The organism is Desulfosarcina variabilis str. Montpellier (assembly GCF_048565275.1).
GTDB classification, from domain to species: domain Bacteria; phylum Desulfobacterota; class Desulfobacteria; order Desulfobacterales; family Desulfosarcinaceae; genus Desulfosarcina; species Desulfosarcina variabilis.
In genome coordinates this window covers 4,117,801-4,136,073 of the sequence record NZ_CP159846.1, presented here as the reverse complement: position 1 = coordinate 4,136,073, position 18,273 = coordinate 4,117,801, and the positions used below count along the sequence as shown (strand labels likewise).

Annotated in this window: 19 protein-coding genes and 1 pseudogene; 4 read left to right on the top strand and 16 right to left on the bottom strand. The window is 49.2% G+C overall.

Features of this window, described 5'->3' with window-relative positions; translation table 11 throughout:
- Positions 1-67: 67 nt before the first annotated feature.
- A pseudogene (locus Dvar_RS18685) lies at positions 68-1,229 on the bottom strand (IS4 family transposase).
- Positions 1,230-1,535: 306 nt separating this feature from the next.
- On the opposite strand from Dvar_RS18685, the gene Dvar_RS18680 reads away from it, so the two are divergent.
- Entirely contained in the window at positions 1,536-1,841 is a 306-nt protein-coding gene (locus Dvar_RS18680) for a type II toxin-antitoxin system PemK/MazF family toxin (protein ID WP_419664133.1), read from the top strand.
- Between the two features lie 259 nt (positions 1,842-2,100).
- Here Dvar_RS18680 and Dvar_RS18675 read toward each other — a convergent pair whose 3' ends face one another.
- The 12 genes from Dvar_RS18675 to Dvar_RS18620 form a co-directional block, all read right to left on the bottom strand.
- Positions 2,101-2,487, bottom strand: a complete 387-nt coding sequence (locus Dvar_RS18675; protein WP_419663316.1) for a four helix bundle protein — start codon at positions 2,485-2,487, stop codon at positions 2,101-2,103.
- A gap of 513 nt (positions 2,488-3,000) precedes the next feature.
- Positions 3,001-3,180: a type II toxin-antitoxin system HicA family toxin gene (locus Dvar_RS18670; RefSeq protein ID WP_419663314.1), complete on the bottom strand. Its 180-nt coding sequence runs from the start codon at positions 3,178-3,180 to the stop codon at positions 3,001-3,003.
- Positions 3,180-3,395, bottom strand: a complete 216-nt coding sequence (locus tag Dvar_RS18665; protein ID WP_419663312.1) for a type II toxin-antitoxin system HicB family antitoxin — start codon at positions 3,393-3,395, stop codon at positions 3,180-3,182. The genes Dvar_RS18670 and Dvar_RS18665 overlap by 1 nt, the downstream gene beginning before the upstream one ends.
- A 222-nt stretch (positions 3,396-3,617) precedes the next feature.
- Positions 3,618-5,294: a Gfo/Idh/MocA family oxidoreductase gene (locus Dvar_RS18660; protein ID WP_419663310.1), complete on the bottom strand. Its 1,677-nt coding sequence runs from the start codon at positions 5,292-5,294 to the stop codon at positions 3,618-3,620.
- Between the two features lie 20 nt (positions 5,295-5,314).
- The gene (locus Dvar_RS18655; protein ID WP_419664132.1) at positions 5,315-5,557 is read right to left on the bottom strand and encodes a four helix bundle protein; all 243 of its coding nucleotides are present in this window, start codon (positions 5,555-5,557) and stop codon (positions 5,315-5,317) included.
- A 119-nt stretch (positions 5,558-5,676) separates the two neighbouring features.
- The gene (locus tag Dvar_RS18650) at positions 5,677-6,813 is read right to left on the bottom strand and encodes a DegT/DnrJ/EryC1/StrS family aminotransferase (protein WP_419664131.1); all 1,137 of its coding nucleotides are present in this window, start codon (positions 6,811-6,813) and stop codon (positions 5,677-5,679) included.
- A 22-nt stretch (positions 6,814-6,835) separates the two neighbouring features.
- Positions 6,836-7,231, bottom strand: a complete 396-nt coding sequence (locus Dvar_RS18645; RefSeq protein WP_419663308.1) for a type II toxin-antitoxin system death-on-curing family toxin — start codon at positions 7,229-7,231, stop codon at positions 6,836-6,838.
- Positions 7,228-7,452: an AbrB/MazE/SpoVT family DNA-binding domain-containing protein gene (locus Dvar_RS18640; protein ID WP_419663306.1), complete on the bottom strand. Its 225-nt coding sequence runs from the start codon at positions 7,450-7,452 to the stop codon at positions 7,228-7,230. Before Dvar_RS18640 ends, Dvar_RS18645 begins: the two co-directional genes overlap by 4 nt.
- A gap of 548 nt (positions 7,453-8,000) precedes the next feature.
- Positions 8,001-8,372: a DUF3368 domain-containing protein gene (locus Dvar_RS18635; protein ID WP_419663304.1), complete on the bottom strand. Its 372-nt coding sequence runs from the start codon at positions 8,370-8,372 to the stop codon at positions 8,001-8,003.
- Between the two features lie 62 nt (positions 8,373-8,434).
- Positions 8,435-8,743 carry a UPF0175 family protein gene (locus Dvar_RS18630; RefSeq protein ID WP_419663302.1) on the bottom strand — a complete coding sequence of 103 codons (309 nt, stop codon included), beginning with the start codon at positions 8,741-8,743 and terminating at the stop codon, positions 8,435-8,437.
- Complete coding sequence (locus tag Dvar_RS18625; RefSeq protein WP_419663301.1) at positions 8,679-9,119, bottom strand: type II toxin-antitoxin system VapC family toxin; 441 nt, start codon at positions 9,117-9,119, stop codon at positions 8,679-8,681. The genes Dvar_RS18630 and Dvar_RS18625 overlap by 65 nt, the downstream gene beginning before the upstream one ends.
- Positions 9,120-9,255: 136 nt before the next feature.
- A complete protein-coding gene (locus Dvar_RS18620) occupies positions 9,256-9,462 on the bottom strand; it encodes a CopG family transcriptional regulator (protein ID WP_419663299.1) in 207 nt (68 codons plus the stop codon).
- 634 nt (positions 9,463-10,096) lie between these two features.
- On the opposite strand from Dvar_RS18620, the gene Dvar_RS18615 reads away from it, so the two are divergent.
- From Dvar_RS18615 to Dvar_RS18605, 3 genes are all read left to right on the top strand, one after another.
- Positions 10,097-10,852 carry a LuxR C-terminal-related transcriptional regulator gene (locus tag Dvar_RS18615; RefSeq protein WP_419663297.1) on the top strand — a complete coding sequence of 252 codons (756 nt, stop codon included), beginning with the start codon at positions 10,097-10,099 and terminating at the stop codon, positions 10,850-10,852.
- A gap of 107 nt (positions 10,853-10,959) precedes the next feature.
- Entirely contained in the window at positions 10,960-11,550 is a 591-nt protein-coding gene (locus Dvar_RS18610; protein ID WP_419663296.1) for a LuxR C-terminal-related transcriptional regulator, read from the top strand.
- A gap of 8 nt (positions 11,551-11,558) precedes the next feature.
- Positions 11,559-12,254, top strand: a complete 696-nt coding sequence (locus Dvar_RS18605) for a response regulator transcription factor (protein WP_419663294.1) — start codon at positions 11,559-11,561, stop codon at positions 12,252-12,254.
- A gap of 13 nt (positions 12,255-12,267) precedes the next feature.
- Here the strand turns inward: Dvar_RS18605 and Dvar_RS18600 are convergent, their stop codons facing one another.
- The 3 genes from Dvar_RS18600 to Dvar_RS18590 all read right to left on the bottom strand — a co-directional run bounded on the left by Dvar_RS18600 (position 12,268) and on the right by Dvar_RS18590 (position 18,227).
- Positions 12,268-13,968, bottom strand: coding sequence for a nucleotide sugar dehydrogenase (locus tag Dvar_RS18600; protein ID WP_419663293.1), 1,701 nt, complete (start codon positions 13,966-13,968; stop codon positions 12,268-12,270).
- 110 nt (positions 13,969-14,078) lie between these two features.
- The gene (gene hdrA2 / locus Dvar_RS18595; protein ID WP_419663291.1) at positions 14,079-16,523 is read right to left on the bottom strand and encodes a CoB-CoM heterodisulfide reductase HdrA2; all 2,445 of its coding nucleotides are present in this window, start codon (positions 16,521-16,523) and stop codon (positions 14,079-14,081) included.
- 108 nt (positions 16,524-16,631) lie between these two features.
- Complete coding sequence (locus Dvar_RS18590) at positions 16,632-18,227, bottom strand: hydrogenase iron-sulfur subunit (protein ID WP_419663289.1); 1,596 nt, start codon at positions 18,225-18,227, stop codon at positions 16,632-16,634.
- Positions 18,228-18,273: the final 46 nt, after the last annotated feature.

The window sequence follows — 18,273 nt, the reverse complement described above, 5'->3', positions numbered from 1 at the left end:
GCGTATCCCCAAAGCCCTCCTTCAGAAATACGGCTTGAAAAATTCACTTTTAATCAGTAGTTTCCGGCTAAACTTTTGCATTAACCATTTGTAATTTCATTTTTTTCCCATAATTTGAGTTAGCTTCGCTCATTGGCCAGCAACGGAGCTCGTTCTCAATTTGTGTACGTAGCTGCCTTACACGACGGATAGATACTTTTTCGTTAAAATGTTTTCGACAATATATTGCCAGCAGTAGGTATGTAATTAATCCGGCAAGGATTTGGACCATCAGTCCGTGGGGGCTACGGGCAATCAGATGATAAACTTTAAGATGCCTTTTCCACCAGGCAAAAAAGTTCTCGATGTCCCAGCGGAGCTTATAGGCTTGGGCAATTTGCTCAGCTGACAAATCATAGCGATTAGTGGCAATCCAATATTGAATGCGGTCGACTTCGTAGCCCACTAACCGTAATGGTGTTTTGCTCTGGTTAACACCGTTGGTACCCAAAAGCACCATGGCGTCGAAAAAAACAATGCTGCCGGCTGGCACAGGATTTTGAGAGATGATTGTTTTGGTCGTGCTGGCTTTGATCCGGCAGATATAAAACTTGTTTTCTTGTTGCCATTGGTCAAACAGATCGTGGCACTGGTATCCTCGATCCAGAACGCCTGTTTGGCCTTCGGAGAGTATTTTGGAAACGAAAGGTCTTTCAGCACCGTTACCGTCGGTCAGGTACACCTTTTTGGGGATGGATTGGTTCAGATCAAGGCCGACATGTACCTTTGCTTTTTTGACTCCTTTACGGTAATCGGCCCAGAGCATGGAAAAAGTGCCATCAATTAAAGAACCGTCAATGCCAACAAGGTTCCCAAGTTCTTCATGAGCCTTGGGTAAAATCTTCGAGGCTTGAGCTTGGAGATTTTGAAATACGTGCATGAATTGATCGAGACCCCGACTGTTGGTGGCTTCAGAAAAGCTGCTTTTTTTCAATTCCGTCTTCAGGAGCAATGTGTTCTCTGGCAAAGTCATCCTCCTTGAGCGTTTGCAGCAGATGCTGAGCAGATGTATGTTCTTCCAGATGGAAAAAGACCAAAGCCCTGAGTTGGTCTTCGAAGGACATTTTTAGCTTTCGGTTTCCTCTGGATTTAAGTTCAGGCATATCATTCATGGCCTCAAGGGCGGGTTTCAAAAAATCAGCAAAAGATAAAGAACTTGGTGCTTTAAACGGGCTAAACGCGCGCGGCATGTATAACCTCCTGGTTTTATTAGTTATACAAAACCGCGATTCACATTAGCCGCTATTTGTCAAGCAAAAAAACACATTTTTTAAAATTATGTCGGTTAGTTAAATGCAATTTCCTATCCGGAAGTTACTGACTTTTAATTGAAGAAACGGAAAGCGGTCTGCTTCTTCGGAAAAAAGAAGAAAACAAGCTGTCATGGGAAGAAACTTACAAAGCCATGGCCGATGAGAAAGAAAGTTGGGACGATTTTGATTCAACCGTTCTCGACGGTTTAGAGGATGATGATTTTGAATATTAAACGGTAATAAATATATTTCGCAGACCTTAATCCAACGATTGGAAGCGAAATCCAGAAAGTTCGCCCCGTTGTTATCATCAGCCAGGATGAAATGAATAAATATTTGGAAACGGTAGTTGTATGCCCGCTTACCTCAAGCTTGCACCCGCTTTGGAGAAGCCGAATTCAAATTAAGTGTGCTAAAAAAGACGCTGAAATAGCGGTTGACCAAATTCGCACAATCAGCAAAAAAAGAATAAGACAGAAAATCGATCAATTACCCAATAGCAAAGCGGCTCAGGTGCGAAAGCTTATTACTGATATGTATGGAGAATAAGTTGGTAAAAGAGGAAATCGGTCCATGCTTTCAGGACTTTTTGGGGACGTTGTTGACAAATTATACATATCCGCTAAGTTCGTTGAGAGCGTTTAGAACGTTGGGAGCGTAAAAAAAGTTTGATGCAGTTGATAAAAACCAGTACTGAGTGCTGAGACCTGAGACGCGAGTGCCAAAAAATAGTGCTGAGACGCGAGATCTGAGTGCTGAGAGACAAAAAGCAGTGCTGGGTGCTGAGAATGAACATCATTGTGCCACTTCATTTATTAGCATCTCGACGTTTTTGCACCGATGATCTTAATCCGCCAATTATTTTAGATACCTCTGTCGATAGAGACATTAAATCAATAAAGGTAGATTCGTCCAAATATCCGACATCTTTTGCAATGTAAAGTTGCGATCGAACCTCTGCACAAGAGCCTTTGGCAATTACGAGAAATTGGTGGAACTCTGCCTGGCTGCCTCTTTCAAAACCTTCGGCAAGATTTGACATTATAGACACACTAGCGCGCCTAATTTGATCACGAAGGCCGTAATCCTTGGCAAATTGACCTTTTCCAGTAACCAGATAAATCCGTTGCGTTAACTGTCGCGCTTTTTGCCAAGCAACAAGATCTTCGAATCGTACTATTTTGCCTGTTTTCACTTTTCCACTATAGATTTTTTGGGGACGTTGTTGACAAATTGTTGTATGATCCGGGGTCGGACCAAGCTGAAGTCCCAATTATCAGGAGTTTAGGTCAAAAACAGGGCCGTTTTTCGGTCTTAAACCGATGTTTTTGCGTCCCAAAAGGGCTGTTTAAGTGATCACGCCATCAACTTGCGAATACAGGTATCAATATGTCATGAAAACAGTGGGTCCGAGAGACATTCGGGAAATAGCATCAGCTAATGATCTGTTGGCTTTTACAAAAATGGGACGCGGATCTTCGCGGATGCGCGCGGATTGAAAAGGAAAATTGCGAGAAACGCGGGAAACAGTTGCCAGTTTACGGCTTATCGGTTGGCAGTTTCCGGAATTCGGAAACGTCCACTATTGACCGGTTTTTTATTTTTTATTCTCACGCCCGCTTCACTCAAGACGCAAAGACGCCAAGAAAAGACATTTAGGGTTATCGGGAACGGTGAAACAAAAGGCTGGGAAACTTGGGAAATCAAATCAATTCGATCCTAAATTCTTCAGAATCTTGTTGGCTAAAGGTTCTTTAATTTCATTGTGCCGGGGTACGGCTTCTATCGCGCCGTTTCTGGGGTTTATCCACAAAGAATGGGCAAGCCCTTCCCGCTTTAGGTAGCAGCCTGCAATACGCAACTTTTTTTCTAAGTCCTTCCTTTTCATTAGATCGCAATTGCATCTATTATTGCATCAGCAGGCAGGCCCCGCTTTATATCTTCCATGCGGTCTTCCAGTATCAGAGAGACTGCTTCTTTAAGATTCTCTTTGGCTTCAAAAATGGTCTCTCCTTGACCATTCGCCCCGGGCACTTCAAGACAAATCGCCCAATAACCACCTTCCGGTGCCTTTTCAATAATTGCAGTAAGTTCGCCTTTCATATCGTCCTCCATGACAGACTGCGACTACTTAAATAAATATATCCAATTGAATATATTATAAAATAAAAATCCCTTAGGTATAGTTTTCAACCAGAGGATTATCCCGTTTAAATTAATAATATAGCCAATCTCATGTTCTTTTTCAATCTTGACCTTGGGTAAACTCGGGGACGTCCATGCTTCATACGTTTCTATCAAACCCTACCCATCACCCCTCACTTTTCACGCGCTCCCCTCCCCTTGCACCATCAACCCATCATCAGTCTGGTTATAAGCGCTGCCGCAAGCCAGGCAAGTAAGATCATCAGCCAGCCGTTCCCCGCATTTACAAACCCAACCGATCTGGCGTCCCGGGTTTCCGACCACCAATGCATGATCCGGAATGTTTTTATTGACCACGGCGCCGGCACCGATGAAGGCATACCGCCCAACGGTATTTCCACATACAATTGTGCTGTTGGCCCCCAGGGTGGCACCATGTTTGATCAAGGTGGGACGGACCTGATCCATTTTTCTGATTTCCGCGCGCGGGTTATATATATTGGTAAACACCATTGACGGACCGCAAAACACACCATCTTCCATTGTTACCCCTTTGTAAACCGAGACATTGTTCTGAATCTTGCACTGTTTTCCAATACTCACGTCCGGGCCAATAACCACGTTTTGACCGATATTGCAGTCCTCGCCGATAGCCGAGTTGGGCAGAACATGGGAGAAGTGCCAGATTTTGGTTCGGCTATCGATAGTGACATTGTCATCTATGACAGCCGTTGGATGGACAAAGTGATTAACAGTTTGATTTTCTTGAGGAAAAACAGTAGCCGTTTGAAATTCGAGGTTGGAAGCCTTTAGTTGAATACTGCGACCTTCATTATTTAGGGATGCTTGCGCGGCGTTGAGTATTTTAAGGACACGCAACCCTTCCCGACCATCGGTCTGCGGCCGGTTCCCATTGGCAAAGCTTTTCAAAAAATGCTCGCATTCCTTGCGCAGCGGCTCTGCCTGCGGTATTTCCAACCGTTCGGCCTCTGATTTTTCAGGGATGGGAACGTTGTTCTGCCATTTGATTTTGTGCGGATAGAGCAACAATTTATCCGCCCAAGGCAAAGTATCGTCGAACACCGCCATTTTTCGGTCTCCGACCACGACCAGCTTTTGCTCCTTGAACGGATGCAGCCAGGATACAAAAATATGGGCACGCAGTCCGGATGGGAATTCCATGTGAGTGGTCGTGACATCGGCAATCTGCTTGTGCAGGTAATTGCCGCCGGTAGCCACAATCGTATCCGGTTCTTCGCACGCCAAGGCGAGGATCATGGAGATATCATGAGGCGCAAAAGACCAAAGAATATTTTCTTCACGCCTGATTTTCCCTAAATTGAGACGGTGAGAATAAATATAGTTGATTTTCCCCAATTCGCCCGAGGATGCCAGTTCTTTTAATTTGATGAATACCGGATGATACTGTAACAGGTGGCCCACCATCAGGGTCCTGTTTTGCCTCTCTGCCAGATCGATCAGTTCCAAGGCCTCTGATTCGTCCAAAACCAGCGGTTTTTCCACATACACATGCTTTTGGGCCAGCAAGGCTTCTCTGGCAATGGCATAATGGGTTTCCGCCGGGGTGGCGATGACCAGCCCCTCGATATCATCACGGCTCAAAATCTCATTCAGCGCCAGGCAGGTATCCACATCCGGATATTGGCTTTTGAATTGCGCCAGCACCTCTTCACGCTTGTCACAAATCAGTTTGAGGGCGCCGATTTGGTGGTAATTGCGAACGAGGTTTTTACCCCAGTAGCCGCTTCCGATGACTGCGATGGAAGGAACAGATGGTGGCCTATCGGTTATAGGTGATGGGTCATAGGTGTTTGATGAGAGGTTTTGACTATACATTGTTCATACTCTCTTTTTAATCATTGCATGGAACGTGTTTTTATGAGGCTACCGAGCATCTTGCCGATTGTTACGCATTTTTCATCAAGGTATTTCAGTTTTAGTCGATCCAGGTATCCAATCTCGCATGCAATTTCCAATTGTGTCTGAAACTCTGCCAGCGATCCTTTGGAGATATAAAAAAATCTTATCGAGTCTTTATTCGAACCTCGCTCATCTCCTTCTGCAATATTGCTCGGGATACTGACAGCAGCTCTTCTTATCTGATCCTTTTAACTAAAATCCTTACAGAAATGTTCGCTCTGGCTGATGCGGTAAATTTCAACCGCAAGTTCTTTTGCCTTTTGCCACACCATCAAATCACGAAATCCGGCCATCGTTTTTACCCATTACCCATCACCCGCGCAATCATCTCCTGATCCTCTGATCGCAGATACGGATGCATGGGAAGGCTGAAAATCCGATCTGAGCAGTCTTCGCTGATCGGAAAATCACCAGGCTGATAGCCCAGTGAAGCGAAAGCGGTCTGCCGGTGCAGCGGTTTAGGATAATAAATGGCTGTTGGGATGCCCTTTTCCTTCAATGCATTTTGTATCTGCGTGCGATGGTTTTCATCAGTGGCCAGCACTGAATATTGGGCCCAAACAGATTTGTTTTCCGAAGGGACGGTGGGCAAGTTGATGGGGGGTGTGCGATGCGTTATGGGTGATAAAAATTCGGTGTATCGTTGTGCCGCTTGATTTCTCTGCGATACTTCTTCCTGGAAAATATCGAATTTGGCTTTTAAAATAGCGGCTTGCAGAGTATCCAGCCGGCCGTTGATGCCAATGCGCATGTTATCGTATTTATGGGTGCCTTTGCCATGCACACGGATCGATAACAAAGTCTTGGCAAGCTCCTCATTATCGGTAAAGCACATCCCGCCGTCACCGTAGCACCCCAGGGGTTTGGCGGGGAAAAAGGATGTGCAGCCGATGTCTGCCTGACCACAGGCATTGCGGCCTTTGTACTGTCCACCAAAGGATTGGGCGGCGTCTTGAATGACAAAAAGATCGTTTGCCTTGGCAATGGCATTGATTTGATCGTAGTCAGAAGGCAGACCAAATAAATCCACGGGGATAATGCCACGCGGCGTGAGGGGTGATGCGCCTTGGTTGGGTAACGGGTACAGGGATCGATCATCCGCATGAAAAGCACGTATTGCCTTCTCCAATTTAACGGAATCCATATTAAAAGTGACCGGATCGATATCCACGAATACCGGTGTGGCGCCCAGCAGTCTAATCACCTCGGCGGTGGCTATAAATGTAAAAGGTGTTGTGAAAATCGCATCGCCGGAACCGACGTTAAATGCCATCAGGGCCATCAGTAGGGCATCGGTGCCAGAGGCGCACCCAATCGCATGCGTGACACCCACAAAATCTGCCAATTTCGCTTCCAGTTCGCCAACCTCCGGTCCCATGATGTACTTGCCATGGGATAGAACCGTTTGGATATTGGCATCGATTGTCGATTTAATTCTTTTTTGCTGGGCCGATAGATCAATGATCAGCAGGGACCCTTATCGCCCTATCCTTCAACCATTTCGAAAAAACGGTTTCATCCATATCTTTCAAGGCCAAAGCCAATACCGCATCGACGGCTTCTGCTTCAGATGCTGTCAACGCCCATCCATTGAGGATTAAAAATACATATGCGGCAAGGAATCCTGTTCGTTTGTTACCATCTACGAAAGGGTGGTTCAAAATGATGCCAGTGGCATAGGCAGCGGCAAGATCGAATACCGATGATGTTTGGTAGGCCGCCTTGTTTTTGGGGCGTGCAAGCGCGGATAGCAATAAAGCGAGATCACGAATCCCCGGGTGACCACCGTGCTCTGCAATCTGTTCGTCATGGATGGCAATGGCAACATCCTGCCTCAGCCATTGCCATGTCATTTTTTGGCAAGCTCGTGCAGCGCATTGCGGTATTTGGCCATGCCTTTTCTGGCCGCCACCATCTGAGCTTCAAATTCCGGATCGTAAGGTGATAGTGTGTATCCGTCAGCCGTTTCTGTTAAATAAACACTATCCCCCTTTTTAATCTTGAGTCTGGCAACGACTTCTTTCGGCAAAATGACACCCGTTGAATTGCCGATTTTTGTTACGGTCGCACGCATGGGCCCACCTCCATTGTTTTACCAAATGTTATAACAATGTCGGCTGACCGTCAATAATCAGGGGTACGGATTTTTTGTGATTTTTTGGGGACGTTGTTGACAAATTGGTCCGGGGACGGGCCAGCAACTGCAATTAAAATAAAAAAGCTGAAAAGGGTGGTCTATTTGGGGTCTATTTTACGATTTTCAGGCCTAAAAATCGCGTTATAGGCCGATGGCTGATAGTGGGAATTGCGGGCGTCTCTAATTAAACTCAATAAAATTGCCATTGCTGTTGGAAACATAAAGAAGGTTGATGCAGCTTACGGTTATCAGTTACCAGTTGCCAGTTATCTGAAAATGGGACACGGATCTTCGCGGATGAGCGCTGATTGAAAAATGTTGGCTGAAATCCCAAATATATAGCGTTTTATGGCGTTTTGATGGATATGGATTTTTCGGCGACGATGTTTCGTTGTTGTTTACTATAACGACAGGAAGAAACGGTCCTAAATATCTAACAGGCGTTCATCCCTTTTGCGGTTTTGTTTGCTCAAGATCAGATGGGATTATTCACCGATGCTCTTTAAAAACCGAGCAACGACATCATCCGAATACCATCGGCCTTTTTCAACCATCTCTTTGAGAATCGGCGAGGCTTTCTTTATTATTCCACGTGATTTTGCTGCGGATAGGATGGAAAGCGTCCTTACAACCGGCAAATCGAGGTGCTTTACGATACGATACCCGATGCTTTCATCAATAATTACAGCATCGGCGTTCAGCTCTTTTCCCAATGCAATAACTTCCGCTTCTCCTTTGTCGAGATCTTTTTCAAGGACTTGGACAAGCGCAATGTTTTTTACTGTGCTAACATCTACCCAAGCATTTTCACTAAAATCCGCGCCTGGTTTCTCAGCGGCTTTTAGTTCTTCATCCATTGCCTTCGGGAATGTTATGCGTTGAAAAAGAGCTTGAAGTATAAAAATCTGATTGACAGCGCTTAGGCTGATAATAGGCGTTGCATTTGCAACGATATATTTAGGGGGGCATCCAATATCTTTCCTAAACGCTCCGTGTCCTGATTAATTTCCTTTAGCTCTTCTGCAGAAAAATCGAAGATTGGTTCTCCACAGAATTTAAGCAAATCTATAAATTCGATACGCGTAATTCCAGCAAGATCAGCGGCCTTACCTAAGGAAAGGATTTGCTGTTTATAGTATCGGATTGCTGTGTTACTTTCATGATTATCTCCTCGCGCTTCCTTGACGATGGCTACACGATGGCACCACAGCGATCCCCCGGTCGGCAAACTTGGGTTTAAAACAAAATGCCGTGCTTATCTGATAACGGCTCATAAGGATTTGCCCCACACAGTCGGTAAAACTGAAACCAAGGCGTCCCAGACTCAACCATAGCTCATAACCCAAGTCATGAAGAGATTGGTCCACCCACTTGACATCCACAACCGCAAGCACAGCCCTTTGCCAGATTACAGCTGCCTCACAGCCCAGGCGCTTTTGCACCAGTTCCATGGTTTCGACAACCTCATAACTGCTCGTAATGCGGGTAACGCGCGCATCCAGAAGCGACGGCCACAGTGTTTTAGCCTGCTTATGGTATGGGTCGGCACGATCGATCAATGCATAAAACGCGGAGGTATCGATATAGACCAGATCGGGTTGCATGGATGTCGTTGTTCGCCTTTCTAAAAAGCGTTCATCGCCTTAAAATACTGATCAGATCTCAACAACCATTGAAGAAGTTGTGGGGGTCGCCATCCTTCCCATCTTTGCGCCTTTTCACACAGCACTGCTTTACTACTCATTTTAATCGTTTTGAAGAAAAGCGCCCTACCACATTCAAGGCATTCTCCTTCTGGAGGCTGAACTGCCGATGATTTTCAACTTGCAAGCGGTATCTGTCGACGCTTTTACGAATCAAATGAGACATGGATACGCCTTTCTCCAATGCCTCGTGTTTCAACCATTTCAACTGCTCATCGTGAAGTTGAATCTGGGTGCGTTTCATAGTCGTCCTGAATTTTAAAAAGACAAAGGATCGGTTCCTGGAACCTTTTTGGGGCCCCAATGAAATCTTTCCTTATTATATAGGAGATGATTACATCCTTATTACATTATGATGTAATAAAGCCCTAAAAAAAAGAAGGGGCATCTCGCAGTGTATAGCTCCGCCGCTTCGATTCCACCCGGCTAGGCGCATGGTGAATCATAGGAGAGGAATTTTTGTGTATGGTGCGTGTTTATTCGGAGCAGACGCTGTTAAAATCGGGGAATACGCCGCCCCTTGAGATTTGATCGGATCGTGTGGAATTCTACTATAACCGGTCAATAGATCAATCAGTATAACAACTGATTTTCTTCCTATTGAGTAGGCATGGGGTCTAATACGAAAGTATTAGTACTTTATTCCCCTCACATTGGTGACCGTTTCACGGTATTCAACAGCAGTGAGGGGTTCATCATCAATGATGGACTTCTCGAGGATCATCGATAATTCATATATTGATATTCTTAACAAAATGGGGTAATGTATTTTTATATTTACTATGTTTGCCTTCATCTCCATCGCACATGCATAGTATAATCTTCGTTCAAAAAATCACCAAGCGTTACAAAACCCATAGTTAGCAATAGTTGGCAGCATGAAAGCAAAATGCGTTCATCAGCAGATTGCCGGTGCGCCATCCGACAATGGTCGTTTAACCGTTGATACGGCATTAACCCGAATTCACGTTATCGGTACCAATCGTCCGTTGAATCAGTCCTTGGTCTTCCTACTGGAAACCTTCAAAGATGTCTGGTGCAGCTGGAGCAATAGTGGTCCGTCAACGTCTGAGATGAATTCAGAATCCGTAAACACAACGATTTATCTGATCGACTGTCTGGCTTGTAACAGGCGTACCATCAACGACCGGATACGACACTATTCCGAAGCCATTGCCAAGGGAACAAAACTGGTCCTGTTCAACGCTGATGCCGACAAAACCTTATCCACCTTTCTCGATAAAGGTAGCATTCATGGTATTTTCTACCACAACGAATCAAAAACCAATTTTATCAAAGGCATAAAAACGATCCTGAAGGGTGACACCTGGGTTACCCCAAACGCCTGTGCACCGCCACGAAAGGCGGCAACGCAAAAAAATAATCCAACTCACGAAGACGGACGGGGGCGACTGTCCAAGCGTGAATTAGAAATACTCGACTGTATTGCCAAAGGCATGACCAATAGCAGTATTGCCGATCAGTATCAAATCAGTCTGCATACAGTCAAAGCCCACGTGTACAATATCTACAGGAAAATCAATGTCTTTAATCGTCTACAGGCCAAGATCTGGTTTGATGAGAATCGGTACAACGGCAAATTCGAATTCTACTCCGGTTTTCTTCGCAGATGATTGATTGGTGGTGACTTGTAAATGTTCCAAGCGAACCGTTTTTCATGATGAATTTAGATACATTTCTCATTGTTAGCCCTAACCCGGGCCCGGCAAAGCGACTAAAAATGCTCTTGGAGCAAGAATTCTCGGCAACGGTTCACCGAATCAATCATATGCCTCCCCGACCGGTATTTTCGGTTCCGCTTAACAATCCTTGTCTCTTTTTGATTGACTGCCTTGAGGCGGACATCGATGCGATTTACACCATTCTTGAGACACTGCCCACACCGGTGCCAAGCCATATTCGGATCGCACTTTACAACGTCACTCACCACAATCAATTGGTTACAATGATCAAATGCTATCAAATCAGAGGTATTTTCTACACGGGGGATTGCCGGGCGGCGATCGTCAAAGGCGTTCGAATTATATTGGACGGGCACCTGTGGCTCTCTCGGAGAATGCTCACCGCATGCATTCGAACCGTCAACCATACGACGTCCATGATATCCATGCGCTCAAGAACCTTGCTGTCGGATCGGGAATTGGAAATCCTTGAGCATCTGGCTTTCGGCGAAAGTAACCAGGAAATCGCCGACGCCATGCTGATCAGCTTGAACACGGTCAAAAACCATCTTTACAATATATACAAAAAAATCGACGTCCCGAATCGGCTACACGCCTCGCGCTGGGCAATGCACCTGTTAAACGTTTAGGATCGGGGATGAAACATCTAAAAGTATCTGCGGGGTCACTGGCCTTACCGTCTTTATCGGGAGGTGTTGATCTTTATATTGCTGGAGATTATTCATTCAACAACGATGTTCTGGCCGGCCATATATCTGAAAAAGCCGAAATGCCCTGCCATGGCATCCATAGCAGCCAATTAAAGCGCCTTTGCAAAATCGGATCGGAAAAGCCGGTTTTCCTCTTTCTCGACTGCGCCGCCAAGGGTGTTCGCAAGGCGTGCGACCACGCCTGTTTTCAAAAACAGTTTTTTCTAAACCCGCATCACAAGACCGTCTGCTTTAATATCGATCCCAATACCGATCGGGATAAAAAAGCGCTGAAGCGGGGTGTGGACGGCGTTATTTATCCTAACCAGTCGGTCACGCTTTTTATAAAGACCATACGCGCCGTTCTCAGCGGAGAGCTCTGGTATCCTCGACATCTTTTGGAGCAGCACCTGATCGATAGCCAGCCGCCTCCCTGCTGCCCGTCGATGACAAGAGAAATATTACTTACGAAAAGAGAACGAGAGGTTTTAAATTTGCTGACAACGGGGATGCGCAACATTGATATTTCAAAGGCACTGTGCATCAGCCCGCATACGGTAAAAACCCACGTATATAATCTTTTTCGAAAAATCCAGGTCACCAATCGTTACGAAGCGGCCCAATGGCTCTTGGCAAACCGGTGAACAATTAATTGCTCTAATTTTTTGCCTTCTCCTTGCGTACGGCCTCCTTGATGCGTTGGATATGCCCTCTTCCAAGGCCCTTGACTTCACACCCCAGCTGAAAATAGCGCTTTATCTTTTCATCGTCGAGGATACCGAAACAGTCGATAATGGCGGCCGGACCGCCAATCATCTCCACCACATCGTCCGGCGACAAGGCCATGTATGGTTCGTGGCGAACGGCAAATACCACGGCGTCGGTTTGCTTGAGGGCATCTTTTAACTCATGCCGGATCCGGGTGTCTGTCAGCGACTCCTGGTTTCGGAAAAAACGGGCCCACGAATGGCCGGGCGCCGGATAGGTGTCCTGTTTTTCCAGCTCCCACCAGTGTTTGAGATAGGGATCATGAATCGTCACCTCCCCGCCCATTTCGGTCAACTTGCGCACGATCAACTCTGAGCCGCTGTAGCGGGTGTCCCCCACGTCCTCACGGTACGATGCGCCAAGCAGGGTCGTTTTGCTGGCAGCCACGATCCGCCCCATGTTGCGCAGGGCGTCGCGCACCAGCTGCGTGACGTGCAGGGCACGCGTATCGTTGATGTCGATGGCCTGGGGGGTAATTTTGAAAATCTGGTCTTCAAATCCCAAAAGGGTGTGGTAGGCCCAGACACCGAGCCCCCCGTCCTTGGGAAGGCAGTAGCCGCCAATGCCCGGCCCCGGAAAAATCATGTTGGAATGCGTGGGCCGAATCTTGATGGCATCCACCACCTTGATCAGATCCACCCCGTTTTTCTCCGAAAAACGGCTCCACTCGTCGAGAAAAGCCAGGATCGTGGCCCGGTAGGAGTTCTCCACGATTTTACACGTCTCGCTTTCAACCGGACGCTCCAATACCGTCAGGGGGTATTGATCGACATTGAGCACATCGGACAAAAAGGCAACCACCTTCTCCTTGGCCTTGTCGTTAATGCCGGAGCAAACCCGCCAGAAATCCCGGATCGAGGCAACATACTTTCGCCCGGGCATGACCCGCTCGAAGGAGTGGGCCAGCAAGGGCTCCTTTTCATTGATACCGCGTTTGGCAAAAGCCTTTTTGATAATCGGGTAGGCTACATATTCAGTGGTCCCCGGAGGAACGGTGGTCTCGATCAGTACCAGGCATTCGGGTGAGATTTTTTCACCAATGACCTTCAGGCTGTCTTCAAGGGCGGCGATATCGGCATATCCTTGTTTCACATCCCCCAGCGTATCCTTGAGATAATCGCACTGAACATCGACGACCACGATATCGGCCAAGGACAGCGCATCATAGGAAAAGGTTGCCGTCAAGGTCTTGCGCTGGTTGACGCATCTTTCGATCATCGGCGCAACTTCCGGGTCTTCCGCCTCAACCGGCGCAATGCCCCGGTTGAGATAAGGGATTTTCCAATACGATCGCGTCGATGGTCGCTGCATGCCCATCACAAAATAAAGCGGCTGTTGCGCGGTTTTGTCGGTGGAGTCGGCCACCACACCGGCCATGACCGCCCCGACGAATCCCACCCCCATGACAACAACGACTTTCCTGCCCTGCTGCCGCTGCTCGTCGGCAAGTTTCTTGAGCCGCTCGAATTCAGCCGCATAGTCTTCCGGCTGGGGAAGCTCGAAATATTCGCCATTGGGACAAACGGACACGTTATGGGTGTCTGGAGCGGACTGCGTAGCGGTATCTGCCGATGAACGCGCGTTAGCCATGGGGTCCTCCTAAAAATATAGATATTATCAATATTGATGAGCCCGTAAAAAGTCGCCGTTCAGACGGATTCGTAAAAAACCCGAGATCAAGGCTTTCGAATCCATCACTATTATCTCGTTTTTGTGAGCATGGCAATTGTCTCGCTGATTTCATCCATGCTGACGGTCTGCCGCAACGTCTCCATACGGTTCATGACCTCGGCAAAACGCACGCCCTCGGCGGCACTGATCCACTCCAATTGAAGCCGCTCGGGCCGGATACCGCGTTTTTCCATTTTGGTGCGGACTTTTTTGATGCGTTTTTCCGTCCAGTGGTTGGCGTCGATGTAATGACAATCGCCGATATGACATCCGCTGACCAGGATCACCGGCGCCCCTTTTTTAAAGGCATGCCAGATAAAGGCGTCATCCACCCGTCCTGAGCACATGGTGCGAATCAGCCGCGCGTTCGGTGGATATTGCAGCCGCGATACGCCGGCATAATCGGCCCCGGCATAGGAGCACCAGTTGCAGGCAAAGGTGAGAATTTTCTCCTCGGGCGCCTCTTCCAACAAGGCATCGATCTGCTCCGTGATCTGTGGATCGGTAAAATGATTGGTGGTGATGGCGCCAAAGGGACATTCGGCCGCACAAGTGCCACAGCCGCTGCAAGCGGCGGTGGTGATCACAGCCGGCTGTTTGGACTTCACATCCACGCTAATGGCATTGTAGGGACATACATCAGCGCACTTACCGCAGGATTTGCACAGCTCTGGGATGACTTCAGCGGTGATGGCCTCAGCAGTGATATGCCCGGCATGCATCAGTCGGATGGCACGTACCGCGGCGGCCGAGGCCTGGGTGACACTCTCCTTGATATCCTTGGGTCCTTCGGCGCAGCCGGCGTAAAAAACGCCCCGGGTGGCGGCGTCCACGGGCTGCAGTTTGGGATGGGCTTCCAGAAAAAATCCGTCCGATGTGAGTTGAAGGCCCAGCATCTCCTGCAATCGCTGCGTACTGGGAGCCGGTTCAATACCCACAGCCAGTACCAGCATATCCAGATCATAGGTGTCTAGACGTCCGGTGGCGGTGTTCTCCACGGCCACCCGCAGGCTTCCATCCGGCATTTCCTCCACGTGACCGGGCAGGCCGCGCACGTAATGCGCCCCTTTACGGCGGCTGCGGGTATAAAGATCCTCGAAGCCTTTTCCAAAAGCGCGCATGTCAATATAAAAAACCTTGATCTCCATGTCCGGATAGTGCTCTTTGAGCACCAATGTACTTTTGACCGTGTTCATGCAGCAGATGTTGGAGCAATAGGACTTGCCTCTGCGGGCCGACCGTGATCCCACACACTGTACGAAACCGATGCGTTTGGGCGTTTGGCGGTCGGTGGGACGCACCAGTTCCCCTTGCGTGGGGCCGCCGGCATTGACCAGGCGTTCGAACTCCAGACTGGTGAGAACATTCTTGAAGCGTGTATAGCCGTACTCATCCAACGCCCGCGGATCGTGAGGGGACAGGCCGGTGGCCACGACGATGGTGCCGACCTGCTCGGTCAGGGTCTGGTCGGACATGTGAAAATCGATACATTGCTTTTCGCAGGCCTCCAGGCACTTGGTGCATACCGTGGGGTTGTTGCCCAGGCACTCATGCGGATTGAGCACATAGGCCGACGGCACGGCCTGAGGAAACGGCGAGTAGATCGCCCGGCGCGAGCTAAGGCCCATATTGAACTCGTCAGGCCGAACCACTGGGCATACCTTGGCACACTCGCCGCACGCGGTGCATGCGGTTTCATCCACATAGCGGGCTTTTTTGACAATTTTGACATTGAAATTACCCACGTAGCCATTGACATCCACCACCTCGCTCAAGGTGTGGATGGTGATGCGGGGATGCCGACCGGCATCCGTCATTTTAGGCCCCAGGATTCAAATGGAGCAGTCCATTGTGGGAAAAGTTTTGTCCAACTGGGCCATGACCCCGCCGATGGAGGGCTGTTTTTCTACCATGACCACATCAAACCCGTTGTCGGCCAGGTCCAGGGCCGACTGGATGCCCGCCACACCACCACCGATCACCAGAGCGCGCTGGGTCATGGGCAGGCGGGTCTCGCTCAGGGGCGTCAAGCGGCGTACCCGAGCCACGGCCATCTTGACCAGATCCCAGCCCTTGGCCGTGGCGGCGGCCTTGTCGTGCATATGCACCCAACTGCACTGCTCACGCAGGTTGGCCATCTCCAAGAGATAGGGATTGAGGCCGGCATCGGTGAGCATCTGCCGGAACGTCGGTTCATGCAGACGCGGTGAGCAAGAGGCCACCACAATGCGGTTGAGACCGTGCTCGGCGATATCATCGCGAATCTCCCGCTGACCCGGTTCGCTGCAGGCGTAGCCAATGCCCTTGGCCATACATACATCGGGAAGATCGGCTGCCCGTGCGGCAATCCCGTCGCAATCGACGGTTTTGGCGATATTCAGGCCGCAATGACACACATAAACGCCTACTCGCGGGGCATCCTGCGCAGCGTTCACATCAGGGGTTGAGGTTGATATAGGGGCTTTCGTCGTCATGGGGATACCTATATATAATATTTCTTGAAGTGATAAGTTTTTAACAAGTTAAAAAGATATGTAGAACCTACGGTTGTTTTTGAGATAAGCGCACTCTTTTCCAGTCGCTTAAACCGACTCCCAATAAATACATTGAGCAATCGCACTGACCAGGTCCATTGTTTCAATCTGCAACTCGGATGCCCGCATGGTATCCTCCATGGCACAGCGCAGGTGGATCTGGCACTTGGGACAGGCGGTGAGCATGAGATCCCCGCCGGTCTGCCGGGCACTGGTCAGCCGTTTAACCTGCAACGCTTTTGAATAGGCGTCACAGCCGGTCCAGGCGCTGTTACCGCAGCACACCGCCCCTTTACCCGATTCCGGCATCTCCGCCAGCGGGGTGCCGGTCATGCGTGCCAACAGCTTGCGCGGCAGATCGGCCTGGTCTTCAAAACGGCTCTGACGACACGCGTCCTGGAATGTCACGGTGCGGCCCAAGGGTTTGAAGCCCACGGCGCCCTTGTCGATTTCGCGTTCCAGGAACGTGTGAATGTGGGTCACGGTCAATGGCAGCGTCACGCCGTGCTCCGGGTAGTCATGGCGAAGGGTGCGATAACACTCCGGGCAGGCAGTGATCAGCTCACTGGCGCCGGTCTCGGCAAATGCTCGCGCGTTGCGCCTAGCCAGGCGCAAAAAGTTCTCCCGGTCGCCGGTCCAAAGCAAATCATGGCCGCAACAGACCTCGTTTTCCATCACCACGGGCTGGACATCGAAGAAGTTGAGCAAACGCAGGCTGTCCTCGAGAATACGGTCGGTTTGCACACCGAGAAATTTGCTGAAAAAAATATCGAAATACGGCGCACAGCCGCCAAAAAACAATATGTCCCCTTTGCCACTGCTGGTATGGATCTTCTCGGGCAGATCCTGCCAGCGCCGGGGGACCAGTTCGTCGGCGGTCATGGCCCGCATCATGCTCTGAAAGAAACCGCCATGGGTCGGCGCTTCAGCCAGTTGGCGGCTGTGATAATAGGTGCGCATGGAACGAATAAATTCCGGGAAATTGACCGCTGACGGGCAGCGCTCGTAACAGACGCCGCAGGTCAGGCAGGCATTGACCGCCTGACGGACATCCGGATCATCTGCCTGCCCGGCGATAATCCGATTGGCCAGATCGCGGGGGGAATAAGGTTTGCCGGCCAGGGCCAGGGAACAGGCTGAGGTGCATTTGCCGCAATCCTGGCAGGCATAGACGTCATGGGCGGCAACAATGGCCGCCGGTGTCAGGTCTGCCGGTATCGCCTGATCATCGATTAGCGGTCGTCGGGCCACCGGGCTACGGCCCAGTTTACGAATCCGGCTTGTGAAGTCTTTCAGGAAATCGAGCAGGGCCTGGGGCTGATCGGGCAGGACATTGCCCAACTGTAAACGCTCGGCGCCGATTCCCATCAGGTCAAGAATCCGGCAGGTTCCCGAGGTATTGTCCCGGGCACTCTGAGTACCGCTGCCATAGCGGCAACTGCCGGGTTTGCATCCCAACAGCAGCACGCCGTCAGCCCCCATTTCAAAGGAGCGCAGCAGCAGTGCCTTGGTGATACGACCGCTGCAGGGAATACGGATCATTTTGATTTCACGGGGAATATCCGCACACTGATCCTGCAGGGTCTGAAACGCGGCATGAGGGCCCCAGTTGCAAAGGAAAACGATTATGTTGAAATCTGGCATTTAACGTAAGTTCCGGATTAATAGTTCTTAGTTATGGTTTGTGGTT